Source organism: Roseospirillum parvum (assembly GCF_900100455.1).
Lineage (GTDB): Bacteria > Pseudomonadota > Alphaproteobacteria > Rhodospirillales > Rhodospirillaceae > Roseospirillum > Roseospirillum parvum.
Window position 1 is genome coordinate 566497 of record NZ_FNCV01000001.1, and the last position, 24427, is coordinate 590923.

At 68.2% G+C, this 24427-nt stretch carries 23 protein-coding genes; 5 read left to right on the plus strand and 18 right to left on the minus strand.

Annotated elements, in window-relative coordinates; genetic code table 11:
- Position 1: 1 nt before the first annotated feature.
- Positions 2-487, minus strand: coding sequence for a 5-(carboxyamino)imidazole ribonucleotide mutase (purE, locus tag BLR95_RS02360; protein WP_092614776.1), 486 nt, complete (start codon positions 485-487; stop codon positions 2-4).
- A 191-nt stretch (positions 488-678) separates the two neighbouring features.
- On the opposite strand from purE, the gene BLR95_RS02365 reads away from it, so the two are divergent.
- Positions 679-1515: a GGDEF domain-containing protein gene (locus tag BLR95_RS02365; protein ID WP_176787541.1), complete on the plus strand. Its 837-nt coding sequence runs from the start codon at positions 679-681 to the stop codon at positions 1513-1515.
- Between the two features lie 19 nt (positions 1516-1534).
- Here BLR95_RS02365 and BLR95_RS02370 read toward each other — a convergent pair whose 3' ends face one another.
- Complete coding sequence (locus BLR95_RS02370) at positions 1535-1744, minus strand: YdcH family protein (RefSeq protein WP_092614782.1); 210 nt, start codon at positions 1742-1744, stop codon at positions 1535-1537.
- A 397-nt stretch (positions 1745-2141) separates the two neighbouring features.
- On the opposite strand from BLR95_RS02370, the gene BLR95_RS02375 reads away from it, so the two are divergent.
- Positions 2142-3293, plus strand: a complete 1152-nt coding sequence (locus tag BLR95_RS02375) for an ATP-dependent 6-phosphofructokinase (protein WP_092614785.1) — start codon at positions 2142-2144, stop codon at positions 3291-3293.
- Positions 3294-3343: 50 nt separating this feature from the next.
- Here BLR95_RS02375 and BLR95_RS02380 read toward each other — a convergent pair whose 3' ends face one another.
- Both BLR95_RS02380 and BLR95_RS02385 read right to left on the minus strand, forming a co-directional pair.
- Positions 3344-4261, minus strand: coding sequence for a sulfotransferase domain-containing protein (locus BLR95_RS02380; protein WP_092614788.1), 918 nt, complete (start codon positions 4259-4261; stop codon positions 3344-3346).
- Between the two features lie 339 nt (positions 4262-4600).
- A complete protein-coding gene (locus tag BLR95_RS02385) occupies positions 4601-5863 on the minus strand; it encodes a hypothetical protein (RefSeq protein ID WP_092614790.1) in 1263 nt (420 codons plus the stop codon).
- Positions 5864-6179: 316 nt separating this feature from the next.
- Here BLR95_RS02385 and BLR95_RS02390 point away from each other — a divergent pair, with 316 nt between their 5' ends.
- The 3 genes from BLR95_RS02390 to hisH all read left to right on the plus strand — a co-directional run bounded on the left by BLR95_RS02390 (position 6180) and on the right by hisH (position 8976).
- Complete coding sequence (locus tag BLR95_RS02390; protein WP_092614793.1) at positions 6180-7502, plus strand: N-acetyl sugar amidotransferase; 1323 nt, start codon at positions 6180-6182, stop codon at positions 7500-7502.
- Between the two features lie 65 nt (positions 7503-7567).
- Positions 7568-8332 carry an imidazole glycerol phosphate synthase subunit HisF gene (gene hisF / locus BLR95_RS02395; RefSeq protein ID WP_092614796.1) on the plus strand — a complete coding sequence of 255 codons (765 nt, stop codon included), beginning with the start codon at positions 7568-7570 and terminating at the stop codon, positions 8330-8332.
- Positions 8329-8976, plus strand: a complete 648-nt coding sequence (hisH, locus tag BLR95_RS02400; RefSeq protein ID WP_092614799.1) for an imidazole glycerol phosphate synthase subunit HisH — start codon at positions 8329-8331, stop codon at positions 8974-8976. Before hisF ends, hisH begins: the two co-directional genes overlap by 4 nt.
- 149 nt (positions 8977-9125) lie before the next feature.
- Here hisH and BLR95_RS02405 read toward each other — a convergent pair whose 3' ends face one another.
- From BLR95_RS02405 to BLR95_RS02470, 14 genes are all read right to left on the minus strand, one after another.
- Positions 9126-10034: an AAC(3) family N-acetyltransferase gene (locus BLR95_RS02405; protein ID WP_143130913.1), complete on the minus strand. Its 909-nt coding sequence runs from the start codon at positions 10032-10034 to the stop codon at positions 9126-9128.
- Positions 10035-10067: 33 nt separating this feature from the next.
- On the minus strand, positions 10068-10898 hold the full coding sequence (locus BLR95_RS02410; protein WP_092614805.1) for a sulfotransferase domain-containing protein: 831 nt from the start codon (positions 10896-10898) through the stop codon (positions 10068-10070).
- A 76-nt stretch (positions 10899-10974) separates the two neighbouring features.
- Positions 10975-11226, minus strand: a complete 252-nt coding sequence (locus tag BLR95_RS02415) for an acyl carrier protein (RefSeq protein ID WP_092614807.1) — start codon at positions 11224-11226, stop codon at positions 10975-10977.
- Positions 11227-11240: 14 nt separating this feature from the next.
- Positions 11241-12440, minus strand: coding sequence for an aminoacyl--tRNA ligase-related protein (locus BLR95_RS02420; protein ID WP_092614810.1), 1200 nt, complete (start codon positions 12438-12440; stop codon positions 11241-11243).
- Positions 12437-13870 carry a hypothetical protein gene (locus BLR95_RS02425; protein ID WP_092614812.1) on the minus strand — a complete coding sequence of 478 codons (1434 nt, stop codon included), beginning with the start codon at positions 13868-13870 and terminating at the stop codon, positions 12437-12439. The genes BLR95_RS02420 and BLR95_RS02425 overlap by 4 nt, the downstream gene beginning before the upstream one ends.
- Before the next feature lie 43 nt (positions 13871-13913).
- The gene (locus BLR95_RS02430) at positions 13914-15755 is read right to left on the minus strand and encodes a carbamoyltransferase C-terminal domain-containing protein (protein ID WP_092614815.1); all 1842 of its coding nucleotides are present in this window, start codon (positions 15753-15755) and stop codon (positions 13914-13916) included.
- Between the two features lie 67 nt (positions 15756-15822).
- Complete coding sequence (locus tag BLR95_RS02435) at positions 15823-17406, minus strand: hypothetical protein (RefSeq protein WP_143130914.1); 1584 nt, start codon at positions 17404-17406, stop codon at positions 15823-15825.
- A 47-nt stretch (positions 17407-17453) separates the two neighbouring features.
- The gene (locus BLR95_RS02440; RefSeq protein ID WP_218119452.1) at positions 17454-18176 is read right to left on the minus strand and encodes an acylneuraminate cytidylyltransferase family protein; all 723 of its coding nucleotides are present in this window, start codon (positions 18174-18176) and stop codon (positions 17454-17456) included.
- 8 nt (positions 18177-18184) lie between these two features.
- The gene (locus tag BLR95_RS02445) at positions 18185-19234 is read right to left on the minus strand and encodes a nucleotidyltransferase family protein (RefSeq protein ID WP_092614824.1); all 1050 of its coding nucleotides are present in this window, start codon (positions 19232-19234) and stop codon (positions 18185-18187) included.
- Positions 19231-19914 (minus strand): NeuD/PglB/VioB family sugar acetyltransferase, encoded by a 684-nt coding sequence (locus tag BLR95_RS02450; protein ID WP_092614827.1) that lies wholly within the window; start codon positions 19912-19914, stop codon positions 19231-19233. Before BLR95_RS02450 ends, BLR95_RS02445 begins: the two co-directional genes overlap by 4 nt.
- Positions 19911-20993, minus strand: coding sequence for an N-acetylneuraminate synthase (gene neuB, locus BLR95_RS02455; RefSeq protein WP_092614829.1), 1083 nt, complete (start codon positions 20991-20993; stop codon positions 19911-19913). Before neuB ends, BLR95_RS02450 begins: the two co-directional genes overlap by 4 nt.
- Positions 20990-22201, minus strand: a complete 1212-nt coding sequence (gene neuC / locus BLR95_RS02460; RefSeq protein ID WP_092614832.1) for a UDP-N-acetylglucosamine 2-epimerase — start codon at positions 22199-22201, stop codon at positions 20990-20992. The genes neuB and neuC overlap by 4 nt, the downstream gene beginning before the upstream one ends.
- Positions 22198-23388, minus strand: a complete 1191-nt coding sequence (locus BLR95_RS02465) for a LegC family aminotransferase (protein ID WP_092614835.1) — start codon at positions 23386-23388, stop codon at positions 22198-22200. Before BLR95_RS02465 ends, neuC begins: the two co-directional genes overlap by 4 nt.
- Positions 23388-24398, minus strand: coding sequence for an NAD-dependent 4,6-dehydratase LegB (locus BLR95_RS02470; RefSeq protein ID WP_092614838.1), 1011 nt, complete (start codon positions 24396-24398; stop codon positions 23388-23390). The genes BLR95_RS02465 and BLR95_RS02470 overlap by 1 nt, the downstream gene beginning before the upstream one ends.
- Positions 24399-24427: the final 29 nt, after the last annotated feature.

Below are 24427 nucleotides of genomic sequence, written 5' to 3' on the forward strand. Positions count from 1 at the left end.
CTCACGGATCGCTCGGGGTTTCGGCCACGGCGTCGGTCTGCGCCTGCCGCCAGGCGGCCAGCCGCTCGGCCAGATCCGGGTCCATCAGGGCGAGCACCGAGGCCGCCAGCAGGGCGGCGTTGCGCGCCCCGGCCTGACCGATGGCCAGCGTGCCGACCGGCACCCCGCCCGGCATCTGGACGATCGACAGCAGGCTGTCCAGGCCTTTCAGGGTGCGGCTTTCCACCGGCACCCCGAACACCGGCAGGGTGGTCAGGGCGGCCGCCATGCCGGGCAGGTGGGCGGCCCCGCCGGCCCCGGCGATCAGCGTCTTGAGGCCGCGCTCCCGGGCGCTGCTGGCGTAGTCGTAAAGGCGCTTGGGGGTGCGGTGGGCGGAGACGATGCGCACCTCGTGCGGGACCTTGAGGTCCTCCAGCACGGCCGAGGCCGGGCGCAGGGTCTCCCAGTCCGACTGGCTGCCCATGATGATGCCGACCAGGGGGCGCATCGTGTCTCCTTTTTCGCCGCCTTGAGGGAGGGGGTGCGCGATCCTTGATGCGGCGCGCCGAGGGTCCGAAAAAAGGCGCGATTATAGGCCCCCGGCCGGCCATGGCAAGGGGCGCTTTCGGGTTCGGGCTGCACCCCGCCCCGGTTCCTGGTATGGTTGTTCGACAGCCACCGGGGGCCGGGAGGAAGGCAGTGGCCGACAGCACCGATGTCGGGCCGTTCGCGCGGCCCACCCCGATCAGCGGAACCAGCCGCACCGGGCGCGACAGCCTGGGCGGCGGGGGCGCCGGCGGCCGCCCCCGCCACGGCGCCACCGACGCCTACGAAGAGGCCCAGGGCGGCGGCGGGCATGGCCACATCGTCGACGAGGCCTCGGTGCTGGGCATCCCGGCCCATGGCCTGACCGAGGCCCAGCGCGCCGCCCTCGGCCAACTGGTCGGCGAGATGGAGCGTCTGCGCTGGCAGTTGCAGCAAAGCGAGGGCCGTCAGGCCTATCTCGAGGATCTGGCCGACCGCCACGCCTTCCTGCCGTTGATCAACCACCGCGCCTTCCTGCGCAAGCTGGCCTGGGCCATCGATCAGGTCGAGCAGCAAGCCTTCGAGGCCGCCCTGCTCTATGTCTACGTGGCCCCCTTCGAGATGATCCGCCTGCGCCACGGCATCCACGCCGCCGAGGCGGCGTTGACCCATGTCGCCCGGGTGCTGCAGGCCAACGTGCGCAGCAGCGACATCGTGGGCAGCCTGGGCGGGCCGGCGCTGGGCGTCATCCTCACCCTGACCGATGCCGAGGCGGTGAAGGACAAGGCCGGGCTCCTGGTCCGCCGCATGGCCAACAGCGACTTCGTCTGGCGCGGCCAGACCATCGGTGTGCCGGTGTTCACCGGGCTGCGCGCCCTGGCCTCGGGCGACACCCCCAACGGCGCCGTGGCCGGGGCCGATCAGGCCATGCGCGGCCATCTGCTGGCGACCGAGGATCTGGTGCCGCAACGCCACAGCTGGCCGGCCGAATGGCTGGAGGGGGAAGGGTAGGGCCGGTCCGGCGGGTCAGTCAGGCGATGATGTCGGGGACCAGACGCGAGGTGATGCGGCCGATCTCGTCCTTGAGGACCAGCTTGCGCTTTTTCAGCCGCTGCAATTGCAACTGGTTGAACGGCGAATGCTCGGTCAGCCGCGCTATCACCTCGTCCAGGTCGCGGTGTTCCAGCTCAAGCTCGTGCAGGCGGGCGCGCAGGATGTCGAGGTCGTCGGGATCGGTCATCGGGGGGCGCTGGCTGATTTCCCAAGGGGCGCGCCGCCATCCGGGCCGGCGCTCGTCGCGGGCGGCCGGGGCGGCTTCATGGCAATGAAACTGGCCGCCGGGCCCGGGACACGGTATGGCTGATCTCTGTATGGCTGGAAACGGCGCTTGCGGACAAGTCTTTTCGTGGCCCATCCTGTCACTGCCTGGGTCTTTGGTCGGTGCCGATGACAGCCGCCCTTGCGATCCCCACCTGATGGCAAGGGCGTGGTGCCTGGATGTTCCAAGGGCGTCTTGGCGGACCACTTGGCGGACCACTTGGCGGACCACTTGGCGGGCCACTTGGTGGACCACTTGGCGCGGAGGCTCCCGCCATTCCCTTGATGACAAGACGTGAAGACAGGAGCACGGAGAACAGATGGGCGATATCCGACGGCTTGGCGTACTGACCAGCGGCGGCGACTGCGCTGGCCTCAACGCGGTCATCCGGGCGGTGGTGCAGCGCGCCGTGAGGACCTACGGCTGGAAGGTGCTGGGCATCAAGGACGGCACCATGGGCCTGATGGACCGGCCCTTGCAGTACCGCGAGCTGGACCTGGAAACCTTCTCCGGCGGCGTGCTGCGCGAGGGGGGCACCCTGCTTGGCACCACCAACAAGGGCGACCCGTTCAACTTCCCCATGCCCGACGGCACTTTTCGCGACCGCTCGATGGATTTCGTCGACGGCTTCAACCGGTTGCGTCTGGATGCCCTGGTGGTGATCGGCGGTGACGGCTCGATGAACATCGTCTCGCGGCTGTGCGAGCGCGGCGGCATCGGCATGGTCGGGGTGCCCAAGACCATCGACAACGATGTCCACGGCACCGACTACGCGGTCGGCTTCTCCACCGCCTGCGCCGTGGTCACCGATGCCCTGGACCGCCTGCAGCCGACGGCGGCCAGCCATCACCGGGTGATGATCCTCGAGGTGATGGGGCGCGACGCCGGGCACATCGCCATCAACAGCGGCATCGCCGGCGGCGCCGACGTCATCCTCATTCCCGAGGTGGGCTACACCCTGGACGGCATCACCCGCAAGATCAGGGGTGTCCTGAACGAGGGCCGCAGCCATGCCCTGATCGTGGTCGCCGAGGGGGTGCGCACCGAAAGCGGCGAGAAGGCCACCGTGGCCCAGGCCGACGGGCAGATCCGCTATGGCGGCATCGGCCAGTACCTGACCCACGCCCTGGCCCAACGCCTGCCCGACGTGGAAACCCGGGTCACCGTGCTCGGCCACGTGCAGCGCGGCGGGGCGCCCGACGCGCGGGATCGCATGCTGGCCTCGTCGTTCGGGGTGCACGCGGTCGATCTGGTGGCCGCCGGCCAGTTCGGGCGCATGGTCGCCTGGCAGAACCGGGGGGTGACCTCGGTGCCGCTGGAGGAGGCGACCATCGGGCCGCGCTCGCTGGAGCCGGACGGGCCGCTGATCGGCGTCGCCCGGGGGCTGGGCACCTATGTCGGCGAGGAAGACCCGGCGCGCGCCACCGAGACCACCGCCGAGACCGAGGGGACCGCCGCGGCGCAGAGCTGAGCCCCGGTCGCGTCAGGAGACCGCGCGCCCGCCCGACCGGTGTGGCAAACTCAACCGGCCGGCGGGGCGTCCAGGTCGAAGCCCAGGCGCGCCGCCGGCAGGTTGGCCACGGCGCACAGCCGCTCGATCTCCGGCCGGCTGCTGTCGAGGATCCTGTGGCGCACGGAGGCCGGTATCTCGGGCACGAAGGCTTGGCCGTGGCCACTCAGCCGGCCAGCCAGGGGGCGCAGTCCGTCGGGCAGGGCGTGCCAGAGGCGGCGCGCCAGTCCGTACAGGGCCGGGCTGGCGGAGAGCCGGGTTTGCAGGCGGCTCATGCGCCGGTTGCGGGGTTTCTGGTCGAACAGCGCCACGGTCCGCGCCTCGTCCAGCCCGCAGCGGTGGGCCAGATCCCGGGCAAAGGCGGCCGGTTCGGCGCGCAGGGTCTCCAGGCTGTTGATCAGCAGCCGCTCGGCGCCGAAGGTGCGGGCGAAGGTCTCGGCCACCCGTCCGTAGCTGATCATGCCCAGAATGTCCTGGTTGTCGGCCCAATTGTCGTCCAGCCATTTCTGGAAGCTGTCACGGGTTTTGCCCGTCCCGACCGACTGGGTGTAGAGCGAGGCGACCAGATCCACCGGGTGGCGAACGGTGAACAGGATCAGCGTGTTCGGCCCGGTGACCTGCTTCAGGCGCTCGGGCAGGTGGTCGAAATCGGGGTGGCGCGGCTCGGCGAAGCGGCCGTCGGAAAGGGCGGCCAGCCGACGCTCCGGCGTGCCCGTCTCCAGCCGCGCCGCGACCTCGCCACGGCAGAAGGCGGCGTCAAAGTCGCGCAGGCCGGCGATCTGCTCCAGCACGGTCCACATGGCGTCGCCCTGCGGGAACGGCTTGCCGAGGAAGTTGATCTGTGGGTGCTGGGGGAAGAAAGCCTGGTTGAAGAAGGTCGTGCCGCACTTGAAGTGCCCGATTCGAACGATGAAGGAAGAGTCGTGCATGGTTTCGCCGGTGTCAGTAGGGGAGGGCGCGGTGGTCATGCCGCGTGCGGCGGGGCGGGCAAGGGTCCCGAGGTCCGGCCGGCCCATCGCGGGCCGGATCGACGGGGCCGGGGCTGGGAACAGGGCGGACCGTCTGGTGGTGCGGGGATCGTGTGGGAGACGTCGTGAGCCTGTCGGAAACGATGGCGCTTGGGTGGAATCGGCACCGTGGACCCCATCAGCCGACCCCTTTTTCTGGAAAGAGGGCCATGCCGTCAACTGGCTTTCAGCCCGGCGGTGCCATCGCGACAGGGCACAGACCGAGGCGATGTGACCGGTCCTCCCCCGGTGGTCGCTCGGTCAGCCCGCGCGGCTTTCTGGCGGGGTGGCCGACTCCGGTGGGCGGCGCGACAGTGAGCCAACCAGCCACGCCACCGCCAGCCCGGCCAACACGACCAGGAAAGGCTCCAGCGGAAAGCGGTAGCGGATCGAGCCGATGGTCGCCATGTGCACGGCGGTCAGGTAGCCGGTGAACAGCAGCATCGGCGTTAGTGGCCGCCAGTGGCGTCGCCCCCCCACCACCAGGAAGGCGATCGCTCCGACCAGCGCCAACCCGTAGCTGAGCAGCGAGGCGGCGATGATGTGCGGCGCCGTGTACTGCTTGGCATAGGGCCACAGGCGCCAGAAGCGGACGAACTTCTTGCCCGACAGGGTCAGCCAGCGCCCGGGGTGGTCGTGGATGAACTGGACCGCCGCCTGCGTCATCGCACGGTCGCGTTCCACCGGGTCGGTGATGCCGATGAAGGGGCTGTAATCCACGTCGTCGCTGCGCCCGTTGTCGGTATTCACCCCGCCGCCCGAGGTGTTGGCCGGGTTGGCCCCCGAATAGAGAACCAGCGAGCCGCCCAGGTTGAGGCGCACGAAGGTGCCGTATTTCTCGTGGTTGTGGATCCACCACGGGGTCATCAGGGTGACGTAGATCAGCCCCAGGACCAGTCCCTGGCGCAGCAACAGACCCCACGAGCGCCGATGCACGACCAGAATGAAGGCGGCCAGCAGGATGGGGTAGGCCAGCTCGCCGGTGGGGCGGATCAGGATCGAGGCCACGGCGGCCAGCGACCCCCACAGGTAGCGCTCGCGGGTCCACAGCAGGAAGACCAGACAAAGCAGGAAGGTGAAGCTGGTCTCGGTCAGCCCGCTGACGGCATAGAACAGGGCATGCGGCCAGGCGGCCCAGGCCAGGGCGGCCAGATTGGCCCCCAGCCGCGCCGTCTGGGGCGGGATCGTGCCGCCGTGGCTGGCCAGCGCCAGGGCCAGCTCGCGGACCAGCCAGATGGTGGCCAGCGATAGCACGATGTCGAACAGGTGCAGGAACACACCGCCGCCCAGCCCAAAGGCGACGAGGGAATAGAGCGGCATGTAGGTGTGGGTCTGGACCAGCCCGGTCTCGACCAGCGCCCGGCCATCGGCCACATAGGCCGCGGTGTCGGGGAAACCCTGGTCCGGCAACAGGACCAGCACGGCCAGCCGCAGCACCAGCCCCAGGGCCAGGATGGGCCACGGTCCCAGATCGGCGACGCGATCAAGCAGGCGATGGGGCAGGGGGAGGGCGGCTGGGCTCATGGGCGGTGGGCTCGCGGGCAAGGGCAAGGCGGGTGGCACGGGATCGGGCACCATCCTCCCATAGCAGACCGCGCCGCCGGCGCCTATGCCGTGGCTGCCGGATCGTCGAGGACGCGCCGGATCGGACCCCCGAGGCTCCCTCGGCGCGCCTTGCCAGGGCCGGGCGCCGCGAGTATGGTTGCCGCCCTTGCCCAAGCCCCTCCCTGTCTGGCCCGCCCGGCCACGCCAGGGGTCGGCTTGCCAACCCGCGACCTCATTGCCCGGCCGGTGGGACAGGCCACCCCCGGCGCCCGGGCCGTGGAGATAATTCCTCAACATGGACCAGTACCCCGCCCACCAGGACATCGACCTTGCGGCCTTCTCGCCCTCGGCGCGCCCCCAGACCACCCGCTACGGTCTGCCGCTCGAGGTGCGCTACTGCCAGCGGTGCGTGATTTCCAACCAGCGGCCCAATTCGGCGGTCGAGTTCCGGCACACCAGGGACTCGGTCAAGACCACCATCCACTTCGACGCGGAGGGGGTCTGCGACGCCTGTCGGGTGGCCGAGCGCAAGGCCCACATCGACTGGGCGGCCCGCGAGGAAGAGCTGAAGGCCCTGTGCGCCCGCTTCCGGCGCGACGACGGGCACTATGACGTTCTGGTCCCGGGTTCGGGCGGCAAGGACAGCTTCTATGCCGCCCATGTGCTCAAGTACAAATACGGCATGAACCCGCTGACCGTGACCTTTGCCCCCCACCTCTACACCGACTGGGGGTGGCGCAATCACCAGGCCTGGATTCACGCCGGCTTCGACAACTACACCCTGACCCCCAACGGGCTCAGCCATCGCCTGCTCACCCGGCTGGCGGTGGAAAACCTGCTCCATCCCTTCCAGCCGTTCATGCTGGGGCAGAAGAACATGGCCCCCCGGCTGGCCGCCCTGTTCGGCATCCCGTTCGTCGTCTATGGCGAGAACGAGGCCGAATACGGCAATCCCATCAAGGACATGGACGAGGCCCGCCGGTCCCACCGCTACTACGTGGTGGACGATCCCGACGAGGCCCACCTGGGCGGTGTTTCGGTGCGCGCCCTGAAGGAGGACTTCGGCCTGACCACGGCCGACCTCGAACCCTTCATGCCGGTCGACCCGGAGCGCCTGGAACAGCTTGGGGTGGAGGTCCACTACCTGGGCTATTACCTGCGCTGGCACCCGCAAAGCTGTTACTACTACGCGGTCGAGCACGGCGGGTTCGAAGCCTCGCCGGAGCGTACCTCCGGCACCTACTCGAAGTACAACAGCATCGACGACAAGATCGACGACCTGCACTACCTGACCACCGGCATCAAGTTCGGGATCGGCCGCGCCACCTACGACGCCGCCCAGGAGATCCGCTCCGGCGACATCACCCGCGAGGAAGGGGTGGCCCTGGTCCGCCGCTTCGACCACGAGTTTCCCGAACGCTTCATGCCCGAGCTGCTGAACTACCTGAGCCTGCCGCCCAAGCAGTTCCCGCGCGCCGCCCGCTTCTTCGAAAAGCCGGTGATGGATCGGGCCTACTTCGACAACCTCTGCGACCGCTTCCGCTCGCCCCACCTGTGGATGCTTGAGGACGGCGCCTGGAAGCTCCGCCACCCGGTGTGGAACCAGCCCGCCGACTGAGGCGGCCGCCGGCCACCCCACCGGGCAATTCGCCCTGACGAACCCGCTCTCATGAACCCGCATCAATGAACCTGCGCCTCATCGCCCGCCTCGACGTCAAGGCGCCCAACCTCATCAAGGGGGTTCACCTGGAGGGCCTGAGGGTCGTTGGCGACCCGCAAACCCACGCCCGGCGCTACTACGCGGCGGGGATCGACGAGATCATCTACATGGATTGCGTGGCCAGCCTGTATGGCCGCAACAGCCTGACCGATCTGGTCCGGCGCACCGCCGAGGACGTGTTCATCCCGCTCACCGTGGGCGGCGGCCTGCGCTCGGTGGCCGACGTGGGCGAGATGCTGCGCGCCGGCGCCGACAAGGTGGCGGTCAACACCGCCGCCATCGCCGACCCGTCCCTCATCTCGCGCATCGCCGAACGCTACGGCGCCCAATGCTGCGTGCTCTCCATCGAGGCCAAGCGCCGCCCCGGAACCAGTGGCGCCTGGGAGGCCCTGACCGACAACGGCCGCGAACACAGCGGCCGCGACGTCATCGCCTGGGCCCAGGAAGCCGAACGCCTGGGGGCCGGGGAAATCCTCCTCACCTCGGTCGACCAGGAAGGCACCACCCGGGGCTTCGACGTCGAGCTGGTGGCGGCGGTGGCCCAGGCGGTGCGCATTCCGGTCATCGCCAGCGGCGGCATGGGCACCCTCGAGCATCTGGTCGAGGTGGTCGGCCGGGGGGGCGCCGACGCGGTGGCCATGGCCCACGTCCTGCACTACGACAAGCTGGGCCTGGACGAGATCCGGGCCGCCGCCGCCACCACCGGCCATTTCGTGAGGCAGCCATGACGTCCCGGGTGGTGGTGGTCGACTACGGCATCGGCAATCTGCTCTCGGTGTCCCGCGCCCTGGACCACTGCGGGGCGGCGGTCACGGTCAGCGGCGACCCCGAGGTGGTCGCCCGGGCCGAGCGGCTGGTGGTGCCGGGGGTCGGCGCCTTTGCGCGCTGCCGCCAGGAGTTGGTCGAACGCGGGCTGCTGGAGCCCGTGGTCGAGGTGGCGCGCAGCGGTCGCCCCTGGCTCGGCATCTGCGTCGGCCTGCAACTGATGCTGGATCACAGCGAGGAGTTCGGCCACACCCCCGGCCTTGGCCTGATCCCCGGGGCGGTGCGCGCCATCCCGCCCACCGACGCGCAAGGCCGACCGCAACGGGTGCCGCACATCGGCTGGAACCGCCTGGAGCCTCCCCCCGGCGCCTCTGCCTGGGCCGACGGCATCCTGGCCCCGGTGTCCCCCGGGGCGGCGGTCTACTTCGTCCATTCCTTCGCCGTCGAGCCCACCGACCCGGCCGCCGTGCTGGCCACCACCCCCTATGGCGGCCGCCCCCTGGTGGCGGCGGTGCGCACCGGCAACGCCCATGGGGTGCAGTTCCACCCGGAAAAGAGCGGCCCCGTCGGGCTGGCCATCCTGCGGGCGTTTGTCGGCTGCCTGTAGAGCAGGCCATCAGTCATGGTGAGACTCTCGCGAGTTGAGGAGGGCTTGGCGGGTTTCGTCAATCGCCCCGATACGCCATACCCTTTCTCACCCCGTCACCCACTTTCGCCCTTACCTCGCCATCCCTGCCACAACGTTCGGGATTTTCTTCAGCTTTGCCAGGGGCGGATCGCCGGGGGCCTGTCGCACCAGGCATAAGGGTCGCGAAAGATGGTTTCGCACGCGGACCGGAAATATTCTCTCATGGAGTAGGCGTGGACCTGCCCCTTGCCCAGCCTGGCTGATCGTATTGCTCCAGGATGCCGGTTCGTGAAATCCCCAAACAGCTTCAGCCCGAAGTTGCGCAGGCCTTGAACATCGCTTTCCCTATACATCAGGTACATGTAGAAATATTCTTCGACAACCGCGCCGTTTCTTTCTACTGGGTGGCGGAATTCCTTCACGTATCGATAGGGAACGGTCATCACTTGCTCGACATGGTGGGTGGTGGACGCCGACATCCTCGGCTCAACACCGATGCTGAGCACCGTCGCATCAAGGTCAATCATGCGTGCCTCGGGACTCCCCCAGCCATATCCGTGGCGCGAGACGTCATCAACAATGGCCGATGCCTGAGGGCCCAACGCCGCATACGAGTTGAACGGGTGGAAACTGCGCCGAGCTGAAGGCAGCCGGCGCACATGCTCCGAGAAAACACCCACCCGGTACGCCGGCGTTCGTGAAAGGCTGAAGACCGTGTCCGTGCCCAACAGGTTCATGCTGGCGGTCGGCACCACGACGGTGAGGTCCTCGCCACCGACCTCCCTCAAGGCCGCCAAGTGGGCTGTCAGAACAGCCTCGCGTCCCGGCTCGGCATAGTGCATCAAAAGACCGATATCGGAAACCACGTAAACCACGCCAGAGCGGGGTAGGCCCAGGCTGGCATAGGCGGCGACGATATCCTGGAACGTGTAAGGGCGACGTGTCATCGACAGTCCAATGGGGGTGAAGACTTTCCGGCGGTGCACGCATTCGAACGGCGCGGGAAATGCGGCAGAGCGTTTTGCGCTGAAACGCAATCACCTAAATCAAGGGGGGTGGCTTGCAAAACGCTAGAGGTAATCAAGCCGGCGCATCATGGGTTCGGCATAAGTCAGGAAAGCATCCGTCTGGTCGGTTGTCCACCGCTCTGGTGGGGGGAGCAGATAGCGGGACCGCTGGTTGATGCGTTGCCGCATGGCTTCGGCGACCGGTTCAGGGATGGCGTCGTCAATTCCAAGAAAACGGCGCACTTTTTGGTAAGATTCCGGAAGATCGGCAAAGAACTCCTCGAAACGGATCACCATGTAGCGATCTTCCGGCCAATGGGTCAGAGCATCGAAGATCAGCCGATAGGTTTCGTTCCACAGCCAGGCGTTTTTCTCGATGCCCGATAGAGCGCTCCATTTGGCGTGCAACGGGTCGGTGGGAAGTGGCCGCAGTCGGCCGAGCGCAATGAATTTCTCTACGCCGACCAGGGGGCGGTCGTCGGGCCACCCCACCGGGGTCGGGTCGGGAACGGAATCCGTATAGACGGAGCGGACGAACGAGCGCCCATCGCGGATCAGAACCAAGAGCTTTGCCGTGGGGTGGACCTGCCTGAGTGCCGAGACGAAAGGGGCATAAAAATAGGCGATGTCGCCGAACCAGGGGGTCCCCAGCTGCCTTGCCTTTTCCTCCATGGTTTCGCCGCGCGTGGTGGCGATGATCTCGCCGGCCTGCTGAGGGTTCTTGTAGGTGGCGTAGTTCTGGAGCGTCAGATAGGGCAGGACCTGCTCGCCAGACGTGGTTCCGTAGCGATACTTGCCTTCGTGCAGGCAGGTGATCTGGGTCTCGTTGTTCAGGTAGTTGGCCAGGGCCATGCTGCCGCAGCGACCGGCGCCGACACCGAAAAATGTTTCCATGAGGGCGGAACAACCTTCCAGACGACGGGTAAGAGGGGGCCTGCAAGGCCGATCAGGACACGTATCAGGGCGCGGGTCAGGACAAGTGACGCGTGATGGCCGCCTGAATTGCGGCCACCTTGGTCAAATCCGGCAACTCATCCTGCTCGAAGGAAATCCCCAGGGCGTCTTCCAGGGCCGTCACCAGTTCGATGAAGCTGAAAGAATCCCAGCCCTCCACGTCGTCCATGGTGGCGTCCGGCGTCAGATTGGCGGCGACCTCTGGCCCAAAGAGCTTTTCGAAGGTGGCCACCAGAGTGGGGTGAAGGGTCGCGCTGTCCTCGGTCATGGTACTGGTCCTCGTCAATGATCCGGCCGTTCCGGGCCGCCTGCAATCTGGCCCAACTCACCCGGCCATTTCGCGGGATCATCGCCAAACTGGGCGAAGAGGGCATAGGCCATTCGCTCATAGCCATAGCCGACGCATCCGGAAGCCAGGGGATCAGGCGTGTTGCTGCCAATGTCATAGGCGCCCACCAGGGTCTGCTGATGCAGGTTGAAGGAGGCCACGGAGAGCCATTTGTCCAGGTGCGGTAGCAAGCACTGGGCCTCGAACTTCAGGCGCATGGCGCCCTGGTACGCTCGCTTGCCGCTGGCCGAGGTGGCGAAGAACGGATCGGAGGCGGAGATGACGCGGTAGGTCACCCCCCAGGCGTCGAACCATGCGATGAAGTCTCCCATGATCTCCTGCCGGATCCGCTCGCAGTCAGCCTGAGTCCCGAAGAACACGATCTCCCGCATGGTGAAGGTGCGCAGGCGCTCAAGGCCTCGGATGTTGCGGCTCTCGAAACGGTGACACGGGTTTCTGGCCGTGATCTCCATGGGAAGCTGATCGAGCTGGTCATCTCGCAGCCCCTCGAAGGTGTGGTAACACACCGTCGGGGCCAGCATTTCAGCATGGGGCCCGAACTTGGCGTGGCTTTCGTCCAGCTCCTGGGGGCGCGGTCGCACGTGGGCCACCAGTTCGTCGATGCTCTCCTTGCTTTCGTGAACCGCGGCGACGAAAAGGGCGTGGTGCGGGAAGCTTGTCAGGTACCCGTTCTCGACAAAGGATGATGTGGGCAGGGTTGTGGGATAGGACTCTTCGCGTGCGCCCCGGCCCACCGCATAGTCGCGAAAGCGCGCATCAAGCCCCTCGATGGCCTGACGCAGGGTCCCCCGCAACAGAAAACTGCCCGGTGCCAGTTCCCGCATTTGACCGGTGGCCAGAAGGTGATCCAACGGCTCGGTCGAGGCCGCGGTAAGGTCGCCGGCATTCTGGTGAAAGATGTCCGGTTTGACGCGCCGGAACGACTTCAGGACAGTCTCGACATAGTCGCGGATGGTCTGTTCAATGGTGGCATGGTCGGGGGCCGCGCCGTCTTTCAGCCACACCTTGAGGCCGGGGCCCTCGAAGCTGGCGTTCGAATATTCCGGACAGACATATGGCAGTTGCTCAAGAATGGATTTCCGGACTTCCGGATCGCTTATTCTGTCATTTTCAATGGCAATCTCAATAATCATTGCCGGAAGTCCTTTTTTTCATGGGTCTGGGTGATGATCGAGGGCGCCCCTCGGGTCAGTTCAAGGACCTTGAGGTCGGTGTGGCCGTATTTGTCATTGGTTGCCACACCGATGCGCCGGACATCATCCAGCGGCAATGTATCATCGTGAAAAGCGTAGCTCCAACGACGATCATCAAGAGAAAAATCCAGATTGTCGTGAATGAAGCGGTGCGACATGGTCTCGATCGCCAGGAATGGCTGCGGACCGAAAGCCCGCCCTTGACGGCAGGTGATGGTCAGATGCGGAACGTCGTTTTCGGGGTCGGGGTTCAGGCTGAGGTCGAGTTCCACGGGCGCCTCGCCGGCGTCCCCGGACAGCGTTTCAGGGTACAGTGCGCGACGGAACGCCTCGCCCGCCTCGCAATAGGCAACCTTGACCCCGGGGTGGCGCGCCTGGGCCTGGCGAATGAGGTCCTGAACAAAGTCCACTTCGGCTTCCAGGTCCCGGAAGTCGTGGCTGGCCAGTCCGACCACGGTTGGCTGACCGCCCGCTGCCCGGGCAAAGGCCTTGTCCATTTCATGCTGATTGATGGCGCCGATCCGGTTAAGCACGTTCAGGGCCCGGCCGATCACCCGCCGGCAGTTCCCGGGCCGACGCCAGTCGTCATGTGACGGGTGGTAAAGCGACCAATCGCTGGGGGCGCCCCGCCAATCACCGGAGCGGCCGTTGCGAAAATCCGTCACGGCATCCAGTTCCGAATGGTCTTCCATTGCCATGCTGGAGATGTCGAAGGGAATCCATTGCTCCAGGAACCAGTGGCTGTCCGGCCGCTCGGCCTGGAAGCCAGCCCGGAAGACGCTGGGGAACCAGTTGCGTTCAATGATGCGCCGGCACAGAATTTCGTGGAGTTCGGGCGAATTCACGAACGAGGTCGCACACTTGTGAGCCTCGCGGTAGGTCGAGACCGGGTGGAAGTGAAAGTGTATTTGGTCCCGCCACTCGGGGTTTTCCCGCAGGACCTGCGCGTAGTGATCGAAGATGGCATGGAAGCCCATGGACCGCCGGCGCGGATTGACCACGAACCCGACGTGGTCCAGGCAGTGCCAGTTGAACACCCAACCCCGGCCAAATGAGTCCGGCGTCTTGAGTCTGAACCGAGGGGAGTTCAACCGCTCAAGCATGCGGTCGATCTTGTCCCATGTGTCATTGTAATCAATCAGATGCCCACTGACCACGGTGGCCACTTTTTCTTCGATGCCGCCGAGGTCGATTTCCTGGCGTCTCAGGGCCTCGATGGTGGCCCGGGTGGGGGGCAGGTGGGTCAGGCCGAAAAGATGCTTCAGGCGCTGAAAAGTGGCGCTGGTGGACTCGTACAACGGCCCTTCCGTATCCACGGCATGGACGATCAGGACCAGGTTGTCGGTCTGCAACAAGTCGGATTGTTCCATCGCTCGGGCGTTCCAGCTGAGAAAAAGGAGGGTGGCGGGCGGATCAGCCGCCCAGGCGGGCCATGATGCGCTCCAGCGCCCGGTTTTTCACCAGCAGACGGCCCTCGGGCATGAGCAGGACATCGAGTTGCGACAGGGCGACCGTCCGGGCCGCATCGGCCAAGGTGGCGTTCATCGGTTCGCCGTGCAGGTTGAGCGAGGTGTTGAGCAGCGCCGGCACCCCGGTGCGCTGGCGGAAGGCCTCAAGGATCGCCCAGTATTCGGGATTGGTGGCTTGGCTGACCCGCTGCGGGCGCGCGGTCAGGTCGCCCTGGTGGAGGGCGGCGGGGATCAGTCGCCGCCCGGCCGCCGAGGCCGGCAGTCCGACCATCATGAACGGGCTGGCCAGGTCGGTCCGGCCGTCCAGCAGAGCATCCAGATGCCCGTCCAGCACCGACGGGGTGAAGGGCATCCAGTAGTCCCGGTTCTTGATGGTGTCGTTGATCTTCTTGACGTTGTCGAGGTTTGAGGGGTTGGCCAGGATCGAGCGGTTGCCCAGCGCCCGGGCGCCGAATTCCATGGGTCCCACGCAACGGGCCAGGATCTCGTCGCCGGCCAGAAGGGCGGCCACGGCCTGTGCGTCGACTCCCTCAAGGACACTGAAGTCGTCGGCCCCCAGTGGGGTCTCCCCCAGGCGCGCCGTCCAGTCGTCTCCCGGCTCCATCCCCAGGTAGAGGTGATGCAAGGGGGTCGGCGGTCGCTCCTTCAGGGCGTTTTCCATGAACACCGCCCCCGCCGAGAGGGACTCGTCGCCTCCGGAACCAGGAATGCTCAGGCTGTTCAGGCCCGCCATTGCGGCGATCTCGCCGTTGGACTTGATGTTCATTGCCAGGCCGCCGGAAAAACACAGGCTGCGCCGTCCCGTCTCGTCCATCCAGTGGCGCATCCAGTTGATGGTTACCCGGGTCGCCCAGTTTTGCAGACCGCGGGCGATGGCGTCGAAGCGATGTCCCTCCAGGCGGTTGCGCAGATCGAAATAGCTGTCGATCAGAGGCTTTTCGGAGACGAAGCGGCCATCCCGGAAGTCGAGAATCTCCGAGTACAAGTCCTCGACATCGGCCACGTATTTGCTGGCCGTCGTATAGGGCGCCAGCCCCATCACCTTGTACTCGTGCTCGTTGGGTTTCATGCCCAGGATCAGGGTGGTGAAGCGGTACAGCCGGCCGACCAGATTGTCCGCCCCCGCGGCCAGGCGCTCCAGCCGGCCGTCCGCGCTCGGCACGCTGACGCTCCAGTTCAGGCCGTCGCCGGCGCCGTCGGCGGTGAACACCAGGATGTCCTCGGCCGGCAACGCGGCGGGCAACTGGGCCCCGTGGTAGGCGTAGTAGGCATGGCAGGTGTGGTGGTCGAAGAACTGAATGGGCGCCTCGATGCCAAGCTCGCGAACCGTTCCGGGGCGCACCACTCGGTTGTGGTGGGCCACGGCTTCCTTGGCCGGCATGGTCCACAGGAAGGAAAGGTCGTCGTACCCACAATCAAGGTTGCGGGCTTTTCCCCGTTCGTATTCGGCCAGCCAGAATCCGGGGTCCAGCGGCTTGCCCTCATAGAGATGGGGCTTCCAGAAGGTGTGCATCTCCCGAATGTGGTCGTGGACCGACCACTGAGACCAGCGGTTGATCAGCACGCCGAAGGGATCCTGCGCGAGACCGGCAAACGCAACGGAATCGATTTTGCGCGCGTCGCCGTCCAGGTGGCGATCCAGCAGACTCCTGATGGCATTGCGTGGGAAGGCGACCTGGTTCTTCTTCTTGGTGAAGCGTTCTTCCTGCACCAGCCCGACCAGAACCCCATCAATGGAGAGGGCGGCCGAGGAGTTGTGCTCAGTTGTAATTCCCAGAACGATCATTTCAGAGCGTCACTTCATTGAATCGGGTTGCCGGGTCTCGCCGCCCTGTCGGGCGTTTTCTCAAGGCTTAAAAGAAACCGCGCTTCAGGGCGGCGTAAGCGCCCTCAATGGCGTCTTCCGTCACCGTGTCGGGTGCCAAGGCATTGAACGAGCCCATGTCAAAGCCGACACGTTCGATCGCCCGCAGCATCACCTGGGCCTGTTGGCGGATATGCTGCGGGTCGAACTCACCCCGGGCCATGCGCTGGACGGCTTCGGTCAACTGGTCGATGGTTTGCGCCTCAACAATGGCATCCTGTTCGGCGAAAAACAGCCCCTTGCCCATGACCACGGCCGGACGGCCAAGTGTCGTCGCCTCCAGCGCCGCGGTGCCGGTGATGGTGACGACCCCAAGCGAACGGCTGATCACATCCGGCCCCAGGTCCAGCATGTGGGCCAGGATCACGTTCTTGAACTCGGCCAGGTGACGATAGAAGTCCTGCGGCCGGCGGCCAACCGCCCAAAAGGTTTCCTTGACGACAAGCGACACATCGGCCGGCAGGCAGCGGGCAATGGCGGCGATGGTCTCAAGCTGGAAAAAGTAATCCGGCGACAACCCCTGCAGGGCGGCCTCCGGGTCGGTCTGGAGCGGGTAGAAGATGAACTTCCGCCCCTCCAGATCACGCACCGACAGGGTGTTCGTGGGGTTGGTGAGGAAGCGGGTGTCCCGCCACACGTTGATGTGGTTCATCAAGGTATCCCTCAACAGATACCCCTTGGACTTGTCGTACCCCCGCACGGTCCAATAGAGGTGTCGCAGCAGGGCCAGGGCGAGCTTTGACAGCGTGCCCTTCAGCGAGCTTTCACGCAGAAACACCACCCGGGTGTCCATGTGCCCTTTGTAGGGTCGGGCAGTCGTTTCCTCCGGCTCCTTGGCCGCTTCCGTCTCGGGGGGCGGCTCGGCGGGGGGATTGGTGCACAGGTTGCGGAATGTGTCGCGGATTTCCTGGCACGAAAAGCGGCCGTCCGGGCTCCAGTAGTGGTGGTTCCGGTGGCGGGCCCCGCACAGGTAGGCCGTCGGAATGCCGTGGGCCCGGCACACCGCCTCGAGGGTATTGTCGGGGTAGATGACCAGGCGGGGGCGCCAGCGGGCGATCTCCTCCTCCCACTGTTCGACAAAGCGCGTGTAGGCGTTCAGGATATGCGGGAAGCTCGCCTGCTCGGAAAAGTGGGAGCGGGGATGCCGGGTGCCGCTGAGGGCAAAGGCGCGCCCAAGATGACGGTTGCTCAGGCGCAGTTCATTGACCGTGATGCCCAGCCGCTGTTCCATCGCCCGGGCCCTGGCCACGACGTCGGCCGGCGGCGGCTCGGACAGGAACTCGTGAAGGTGGCGCAGGCGATGGACCTCGGAAACATCCCGGGGACAGGCGCGATCCCGGTAGAAGGCCTCCTTCTGCCGGGTGTTGACATACAGGCGGACGTGAAGTCCGTCGCGTTCCTTGAGTCGGCGGCCCACCGCCAGGAGGGGGCCTCGATACTGAGAGTGGGCGTAAATGAAAACCCCTCCCTGGGCTTCCTGCCCGGGCGGCGTGGGCGCTTTCACGCCCTGGTCCTTGGCGGGTGAGGCTTCAGCATTCAAGGGGGAGTGTTCCTTCCACGTGGTGCCGGTCATGTGCCGGTCGAACAGGGTCGCCGGGCTGGCGGCGCCGAGGCATCCGCTCAGGCCAAGCCTTCCGGGGCGCGAGGGGGGGGCGCGGGCACGCCGGCCTGTGCCATCAGCGCCTCGGCCCGCTCGAGGTCGGCCAGGGTGTCGATGTCAAGCGAGCGTTCGGCGGACATGGGATATCCGATGACGTCGGGGCCGAAAAAGTCGTCCCGGGCCCGGATCCACGCCCAGCGGGCCAGATAGAGTGCGCCGTTGGGGGTGCACACCGGGGTGCCGTCCTGGCGGCGCGAGACTGGGGCGGGTCCCGGGCAGGCCGGGCGGAGCCGTCCCGTGGCGTCCTGGGTGTACAGCCATTCCAGGGGCTTGTCGAGCCGACAGACCGAGACGCAGGCCGGCGCCTGGGCGGCTTGCAGCACCTCGGCGGCGGCGTCGATGTCGGCCGCGGTGCGCAACGGCGAGGTCGGCTGAAGCACCAGGACGTGGCTGAAGTCCCCGCCGGCCATCATGTCCATGGCGTGATGCAGCGCCGCCTGGGTGGGGGTGGTGTCCTCGGCCAGTTCGGCCGGGCGTTGGAAGGGGACCTCGCAGCCCCAGGCCCGGGCGGTCTCCATGATCGCGGGGTCGTCCGAGGTCAGGATGACCCGATCCACCGTGCGGGCCTGGCTGGCCGCCTCGATGGTCCAGGCCAGCAGGGGGCGCCCCGCCAGCGGCCTGAGGTTCTTGCCGGGCAGCCCCTTGGAGCCGCCCCGGGCGGGGATCACGGCGAGGATTTTCATCGCTTGGTTCATGGCGGCAGGGTTTCGACAACCTGGTCGGCCTTGCGGAAGTCCTCGAGCCGGCCGATGTCGAGCCAGGTTTCGTGCAGGGGATAGGTGGCCACCGGCTGCTCGCGGCTGATCAACTCGGCCAACAGGTCGGTCATGTCGTAGCGACGTTCCCGGGGGACCAGGGCCAGCGCCTCGGGTCCGAGCACATAGATGCCGGCGTTGACGAACACCTTGTGCAGCGGCTTTTCGACGATGCCGGTGGCCCACGGCCCGTCCACCTCGACCGTGCCGTAAGGCACCTGGATGTCGTACTGGCGCAGGCACAGGGTGGCGGCGGCGCCGTGCGCCTCGTGGTAGTCGAGGAGCTGGCTGAAGTTGGCCCCGGTCAGCACGTCGCCGTTCATCACCAGCAGGGGGGTGTCGGGCACGGCGGGCATCAGGGACAGGGCGCCGGCGGTGCCCAGGGGGTGGGGCTCCTCCACGTAGACGATCTCCACCCCCCAGTCCGAGCCGTCCCCGAAGTGGGCCTTCACCTGCTCGGCCAGATAGTGGACGGCGATGCAGAAGCGCCGGAACCCGGCCTCCACGAAACGCTCCAGGATGGTTTCCAGGACCGGCTTGCCGGCCACCGGCAGCATCGGCTTGGGGACGCTTTCGGTCAGCGGCCGCAGCCGTACCCCGGCCCCGCCGGCGAGCAGGAAGACCCAGTTGGGCTTGGGGGTGGCCAGAGCTTCGACCAGGGTTTCGATGCGCACCACCCGGCCGGCGGCATCCACCACCGGCATCTGGCGCAGGCTGCGGGCCCTCAGGCGGGCCATGATGTGACTGGGTTCGTCGTCGTCGCGGGCCACCTGGAAGTCGCGGAACATGTGCTTTTCGGCCGGCGCCGCGAGGTCGGCGCCGCTCAGCAGGGCGCGCCGGATGTCGCCGTCGGTCATGGTCCCGACCAGACGCCCGTCCGCATCGACCAGCAGGGCGATCTTGGCCGGGCTGGCGTCGATCACCGCCATCACCTGGCGCAACTCGGCTTCCCGGGGGAGAAGGCTGGACGCGGGCGACAGACTCATGGCTCAGGGGTTCCCTTGGCGGGGTGAAAGGTGGTGCCGGGCGGCAGGTCGCGACGTACGGTGGCTCCCGCCGCCACCACCGCCCCGGCGCCGATGGTGATGGTCTGGATGACCGCGCAACCGGTGCCCAGATGGGCTCCCTCGCCGACCCCCACGGCGCCCGACAGCACCACCCCCGGGGCGAGGTGCACGTGGGCCCCGATGCGGCAGTCGTGATCGACCCGGGCGCCGGTGTTGACGATGCTGCCATGCCCGATGCGGGCCCCGGTCTGGAGCACGGCGCCGGCCATCACCTGGGCCCCGTCGCCCACCGCCACCTGATGGGCCAGGCAGGCCATGGGGTGGATCAGGGGCGGGCAGAGATGGCCGCTCTCGGCCAGTCGGGCGAAGGCCTGGCGGCGCGGGGCCGCCTGTCCGGGCAGGCTGCCGATGCCGTTGGCCACGTAGACCGCGCCCGGCGCGTACCGGGGATCGGTCAGGCAACCGTCATCGCCGAGGCAGACAAGACCCAGGCCGACCGGCTCTCCGGGAGCCAGACCCGGATCGAGGAAACCGAGCACCGAGGCGCGCAGGGCAAGCAGCAGGTCGGCGACCACGCGGCCGTGACCGCCGGCGCCAAGGACCAGCCACGGACGGTCCAGGGGGGTGGTCGGGGGGCTGTCGGGGGCGGGCTGGGTCATGGCGCGTCGATCATTTCCCCGGCGGCGTAGGGGCGTCCGGCCGGACGGCCCAGAAGCGTCCAGCAGGCCATCGGCGAAAGGCCGGTGCCGGGCCGGCGGAAGGCCAGGGCCTCCTCGGTGAAGGGCTCGCCGGCGGCGATGGGCCGGGCGGCGACGATGCTGCGCCGGGCCACCCGGGCGGTGTCGTGCTCGACTTCGGTCGGCGCCTTGTGGCCGTCGCCCAGGGCCGCCTCGACGGTGCGGATGGCGCCCACCATGGCGGCCAGCTCGTCGGGCTCCAGCGAGGCCGCGTGGTCGGGGCCGGGCAGGGTGCGGTCCAGGGTGAAGTGCTTTTCGATCACCCGGGCGCCCAGGGCGGCGGCGGCGGTCGGCACGGCGATGCCCTGGCTGTGGTCGGACAGCCCGACCGCCAGCCCGAAGCGCTCGGCCAGGGTATGCATGGCCTTGAGGTTGATGCTGTCGGGCGGCGCCGGATAGGCGGAGGTGCATTGCAGCAGGGTGACCCGGTGGGCCACGGCGCGCCGCCCGGCCGGGTCGGCCAGGGCGTTGGCGAAGGCCGCGTCGCCGCGCCGCGTCCAGCCCAGCAGGCCGCAGGCGAGCACCCCCAGGGCGGCTGCCACGTCGGCCTCGGTGGCCATGCCGGTGGACAGGATGATGGGCCGGCCAGAGCGCGCGGCGGCCAGCAGCAGACGCGGGTTGGTGATCTCGCCGGAGGGGATTTTCACCCGCGCCATGCCAAGCCCAAGCAGCATGTCCAGCCCCTCGGGCTCGAAGGCGGTGGACAGGAAGGCGATGCCCAGTTCCCGGCAGCGCGCCGCCAGCCGGGCGAAATCGGCGTCGGCCAGTTCCAGCCCGCGCAGCATGGAAAGCTGGTCGCCGTCGCCCAGTTCGCGGGCCTGATAGGCCGCCCGGCGGGCCCCGGCGGTGGCCAACTGCTCGGCCCTGAAGGTCTGGAACTTGATGGCGTCGGCGCCCGCATGGGCGGCCACGGCGACCATCTCCAGGGCCCGCTCCAGGCTGCCGTTGTGGTTCACCCCGGCCTCGGCGATGATCAGGCAGGGGGCTGGTGTCGGGCTCATGCCGGGACCTCCCAGGGCACGGGCCAGGCGGCCGGGCGGCGCGCCGGGTCCAGGTGCAGGGGCTTGTCCAGCAGCTCGGTTCTGGGCGGCAGGGCGGCCAGCCGGGCGGCGATGCGCGGCGCGGCGTGACCGTCGCCGTACAGACAATCCCGGCGGCTCAGATCATCGGCCGAGCCCCGGGGATGGGTGCGCAGGGCCTCGGTCAGGGCGGCCCCATCGGGGGCCCCCTCGGGAGTCCCATCGAGGGCCAAGGTCAGCACGTTGCGGCCCCGGGGCCGGCCGGCCTGTCGGCGGCCCACGTCGATCACCGGCAGGCCGACGAAACCGGCCTCGACAATGCCGCTCGACGAGTTGCCGACCATCACCGAGGCCAGCCCGAGCGCCGTCGGATACAGCTCCAGACCCAGGTTGGGCACCCAGTGGGCCCACGGATGGCGGGCGCACCACGCCTTCAGGGCCACCGTCATCTCCGCCCCGCCGGGGTCGCCGTTGGGGGCACTGACCAGGGTCGGGGCGGGCACGGCGGCCAGGGCCGAGGTGACCGCCGCCACCAGGGCCGCGTTGTCGCCGCCGTTGGTTTCCGGGTGCAGGGTGACCAGCCGCAGGCCGTCCAGGCTGTCGAGCCCCGTGCGGCTCTTGAAGACCTCGGGCGCCACCTTGGGCGTGGCGCGCAGGGTATCCAGGCCGGGGCCGCCGGTGATGATGATCCGGTCCGGGTCCTCGGCGCTGGCCAGCAGCACCTCGGCCGCCGCCACCGAGGCGACGAAATGCAGGTGCGACAGTTTGCTGAGGGCGTGACGGATGCGGTCGTCCACCGCGCCGAGCGAGATTTCGCCGCCGTGCAGGTGGGCCAGCGGGGTGTTGAAGGGCAGCGCCGCGGTGGCGCAGGACAGCATCTCCAGGCGATCGCCGATGACCAGCATGACGTCCGGCTCAACCTCGGCCAGGGCGGCGGCGGTGGCCTCGCCGATGGCCGCCATGGCCCGGGCGGCGGCGGTGGGGGTGCCGCCGTCCAGCGCCTGGCCGCCCCGGCGGATGCGTTCGGGCGGGCATGGCGGGTCGCCCAGCAGGTCGGCCTGCGCGGCGTGCTGGCCGGTCAGCAGCAGCACCGGTTCGACTCCCGGCTCGGCTTCCAGGGCGCGCCACACGGGCATCAGGATCGAGAGGTCGGCGCGGCTGGTCGAGACCGACAGGACCCGGGTCGTCATCGGCCGCCCTCCGGCCCATCCTCCGCCCCCAGCCAGGCGCTGGAAGGCAGGCAGACCAGCCGGCGGACCAGATCCTCGGTGACCGTCAGATCGGCGCGCGGGCAGTCGGCGTACATCGGCAGATGCGACATCGGGGTCCAGGCCGGGCGGGTCATCAGGCCGGCGGCGTGGGTGGCGGCCAGCAATTCGTCGCGCCGCGCCGCCTGATCGGCCTTGAGGCGCACCGCGTTCAGCCAGAAGTTGCTGCGGCTGCCGGCCGGTTCGGGGACCACCTCCAGCCCGGGCAGCTCCGCCAGGGCCTGTCGGTAGGCCTCGGCCAGCCGGCGCTTGCGGGCGATCATCAGGGGCAGCCGCTCGAGCTGGGCGCAGCCGATGGCGGCGTTCACGTTGGGCAGCCGGTAGTTGTAGGCCACCGCGTCGTGCTCGAAGGCCCAGGGGTGGGGCCGCTTGGCGGTGGTGGTCAGGTGGCGCGCCGCGTCGGCCAGCGATGCGTCATCGGTGACCAGCATGCCGCCGCCGCCGGTGGTCAGGATCTTGTTGCCGTTGAACGAGAAGACTCCGATCCGCCCGAGGCCGCCGGCCGGCCGGCCGTGGTACAGGCTGCCCAGGGCCTCGGTGGCGTCCTCGATGATCGGCAGCTCGAAGTGGGCCGCCACCTCGGCCAGCGGATCGGCGGCGACCGGATGGCCGAACACATGGACCGGCACCACGGCGGCCAGTCGCCGGCCGGTGTGGCGGTTGACCGGGCCGTTCGGGCCGCGCACCGCAAGCCGTTCCAGGTGGTCGCGCAGGCGCTCCGGACACAGGCCCAGGGTGTCCGGGGCGCTGTCGACGAAGTGCGGCACGGCGCCGCAGTGGGCCACCGCGTTGGCGGTGGCGACGAAGGTCAGGGCCGGCACCAGCACCTCGTCGCCCGGTTTCACGCCCAGCACCATGAGGGCGGTGTGCAGGGCGGCGGTGCCGTTGACGGTGGCCACCGCGCGGGCGGTGCCGCAGTAGGCGGCGAGGTCGTTCTCGAAGCGATCGACGAAGGCGCCGACCGAGGAAATCCAGCCCTCGTCCAGGCAGGATTTCACGTACTCCCACTCGCGGCCGGCCAGCCAGGGCTCGTGCAGGCCGACCGGCCCCGGGCGCGGCCCGACCACGGCGCGGATGGCGGCGACGGTGGCGGCAAGATCGAGGCTCATCACAGAACGTACCGGCTCGGCCCGTAAAGGGCCCGGTTGGCCGGATCGGAGAACCACGCGATGGTCTTTTCCAGGCCGCGGGCGAAGCCCTCGCGGCCGCCGAAGGCGGGTGCCCAGCCTAGGTGGCGTTGGGCCTTGGTGGTGTCGGCCCACAGGCGCTCCACCTCGCTTTTCTCCGGGCGCAGGCGCTGGGTGTCGGTGACGATCTCCACCTCGGCGCCCATCAGTCGGGCGATCAGCTGGACGGTGTCGCCGATGCTGATCTCGAAGCCGCTGCCGATGTTGACCTCCTCGCCGATCAGCGCCTCGCAGCCGGCGGCGGCGATGAAGCCCTGCACCGTGTCGGCGACGTAGGAGAAGTCCCGCGTCGGGTGCAGGGCGCCCAGGTGCAGACGGCGGCTGCCCTCGGCGATCTGGGTGATGATCGCCGGGATCACCGCGCGCGCCGACTGGCGCGGCCCGAAGGTGTTGAAGGGGCGCAGCAGGACCACCGGGGTGCCGAACGCGCGGTGGAAGGCCAGCGCCATCTGGTCGGCCCCGATCTTCGAGGCCGAGTAGGGCGACTGGCCCTGCAACGGATGCTCTTCGGTGATCGGCACGAAGCGGGCGGTGCCGTAGACCTCGGAGGTGGAGGTGGCGACCACGCGCTCGACCCCCAGGTCGCGGGCCGCCTGGAGGACGTTCAGGGTGCCCTTGACGTTGGTGTCAACGTAGCTGTCCGGCGAGTGGTAGGAGTAGGGGATGGCGATCAGCGCCGCCAGATGCAGGACCACCTGACAGTCCCGCATGGCGGTGCGCACCCCGTTGGGGTCGCGCACGTCGCCGGCGAAGACGTCCAGATCGTCGCGGATGGCCGGGTCGGCGTGGTCGAGCCAGCCCCGGTGGCCGAAGGAGTTGTAGAGCACCATGGCCCGCACCTGATGGCCGGCCTTGACGAGGGCCTCGGTAAGGTGCGAGCCGATGAAACCGTCGGCGCCGGTGACCAGGATCCGGTTGCCTTTCAGGGGCACGGGAGACTCTCCAAGCGGGGTTTGGGATT

Coding starts and splice junctions, on each gene's coding strand:
- BLR95_RS02420 (WP_092614810.1), bottom strand. CDS start 12,440: ATGATTATTGAGATTGCCATTGAAAATGACAGAATAAGCGATCCGGAA.
- BLR95_RS02450 (WP_092614827.1), bottom strand. CDS start 19,914: ATGACCCAGCCCGCCCCCGACAGCCCCCCGACCACCCCCCTGGACCGT.
- hisH (WP_092614799.1), top strand. CDS start 8,329: ATGACGTCCCGGGTGGTGGTGGTCGACTACGGCATCGGCAATCTGCTC.
- BLR95_RS02410 (WP_092614805.1), bottom strand. CDS start 10,898: ATGGAAACATTTTTCGGTGTCGGCGCCGGTCGCTGCGGCAGCATGGCC.
- BLR95_RS02370 (WP_092614782.1), bottom strand. CDS start 1,744: ATGACCGATCCCGACGACCTCGACATCCTGCGCGCCCGCCTGCACGAG.
- BLR95_RS02425 (WP_092614812.1), bottom strand. CDS start 13,870: ATGGAACAATCCGACTTGTTGCAGACCGACAACCTGGTCCTGATCGTC.
- BLR95_RS02435 (WP_143130914.1), bottom strand. CDS start 17,406: ATGACCGGCACCACGTGGAAGGAACACTCCCCCTTGAATGCTGAAGCC.
- BLR95_RS02440 (WP_218119452.1), bottom strand. CDS start 18,176: ATGAAAATCCTCGCCGTGATCCCCGCCCGGGGCGGCTCCAAGGGGCTG.
- BLR95_RS02390 (WP_092614793.1), top strand. CDS start 6,180: ATGGACCAGTACCCCGCCCACCAGGACATCGACCTTGCGGCCTTCTCG.
- hisF (WP_092614796.1), top strand. CDS start 7,568: ATGAACCTGCGCCTCATCGCCCGCCTCGACGTCAAGGCGCCCAACCTC.
- BLR95_RS02385 (WP_092614790.1), bottom strand. CDS start 5,863: ATGAGCCCAGCCGCCCTCCCCCTGCCCCATCGCCTGCTTGATCGCGTC.
- purE (WP_092614776.1), bottom strand. CDS start 487: ATGCGCCCCCTGGTCGGCATCATCATGGGCAGCCAGTCGGACTGGGAG.
- neuC (WP_092614832.1), bottom strand. CDS start 22,201: ATGACGACCCGGGTCCTGTCGGTCTCGACCAGCCGCGCCGACCTCTCG.
- BLR95_RS02430 (WP_092614815.1), bottom strand. CDS start 15,755: ATGATCGTTCTGGGAATTACAACTGAGCACAACTCCTCGGCCGCCCTC.
- BLR95_RS02465 (WP_092614835.1), bottom strand. CDS start 23,388: ATGAGCCTCGATCTTGCCGCCACCGTCGCCGCCATCCGCGCCGTGGTC.
- neuB (WP_092614829.1), bottom strand. CDS start 20,993: ATGAGCCCGACACCAGCCCCCTGCCTGATCATCGCCGAGGCCGGGGTG.
- BLR95_RS02375 (WP_092614785.1), top strand. CDS start 2,142: ATGGGCGATATCCGACGGCTTGGCGTACTGACCAGCGGCGGCGACTGC.
- BLR95_RS02380 (WP_092614788.1), bottom strand. CDS start 4,261: ATGCACGACTCTTCCTTCATCGTTCGAATCGGGCACTTCAAGTGCGGC.
- BLR95_RS02415 (WP_092614807.1), bottom strand. CDS start 11,226: ATGACCGAGGACAGCGCGACCCTTCACCCCACTCTGGTGGCCACCTTC.
- BLR95_RS02445 (WP_092614824.1), bottom strand. CDS start 19,234: ATGAGTCTGTCGCCCGCGTCCAGCCTTCTCCCCCGGGAAGCCGAGTTG.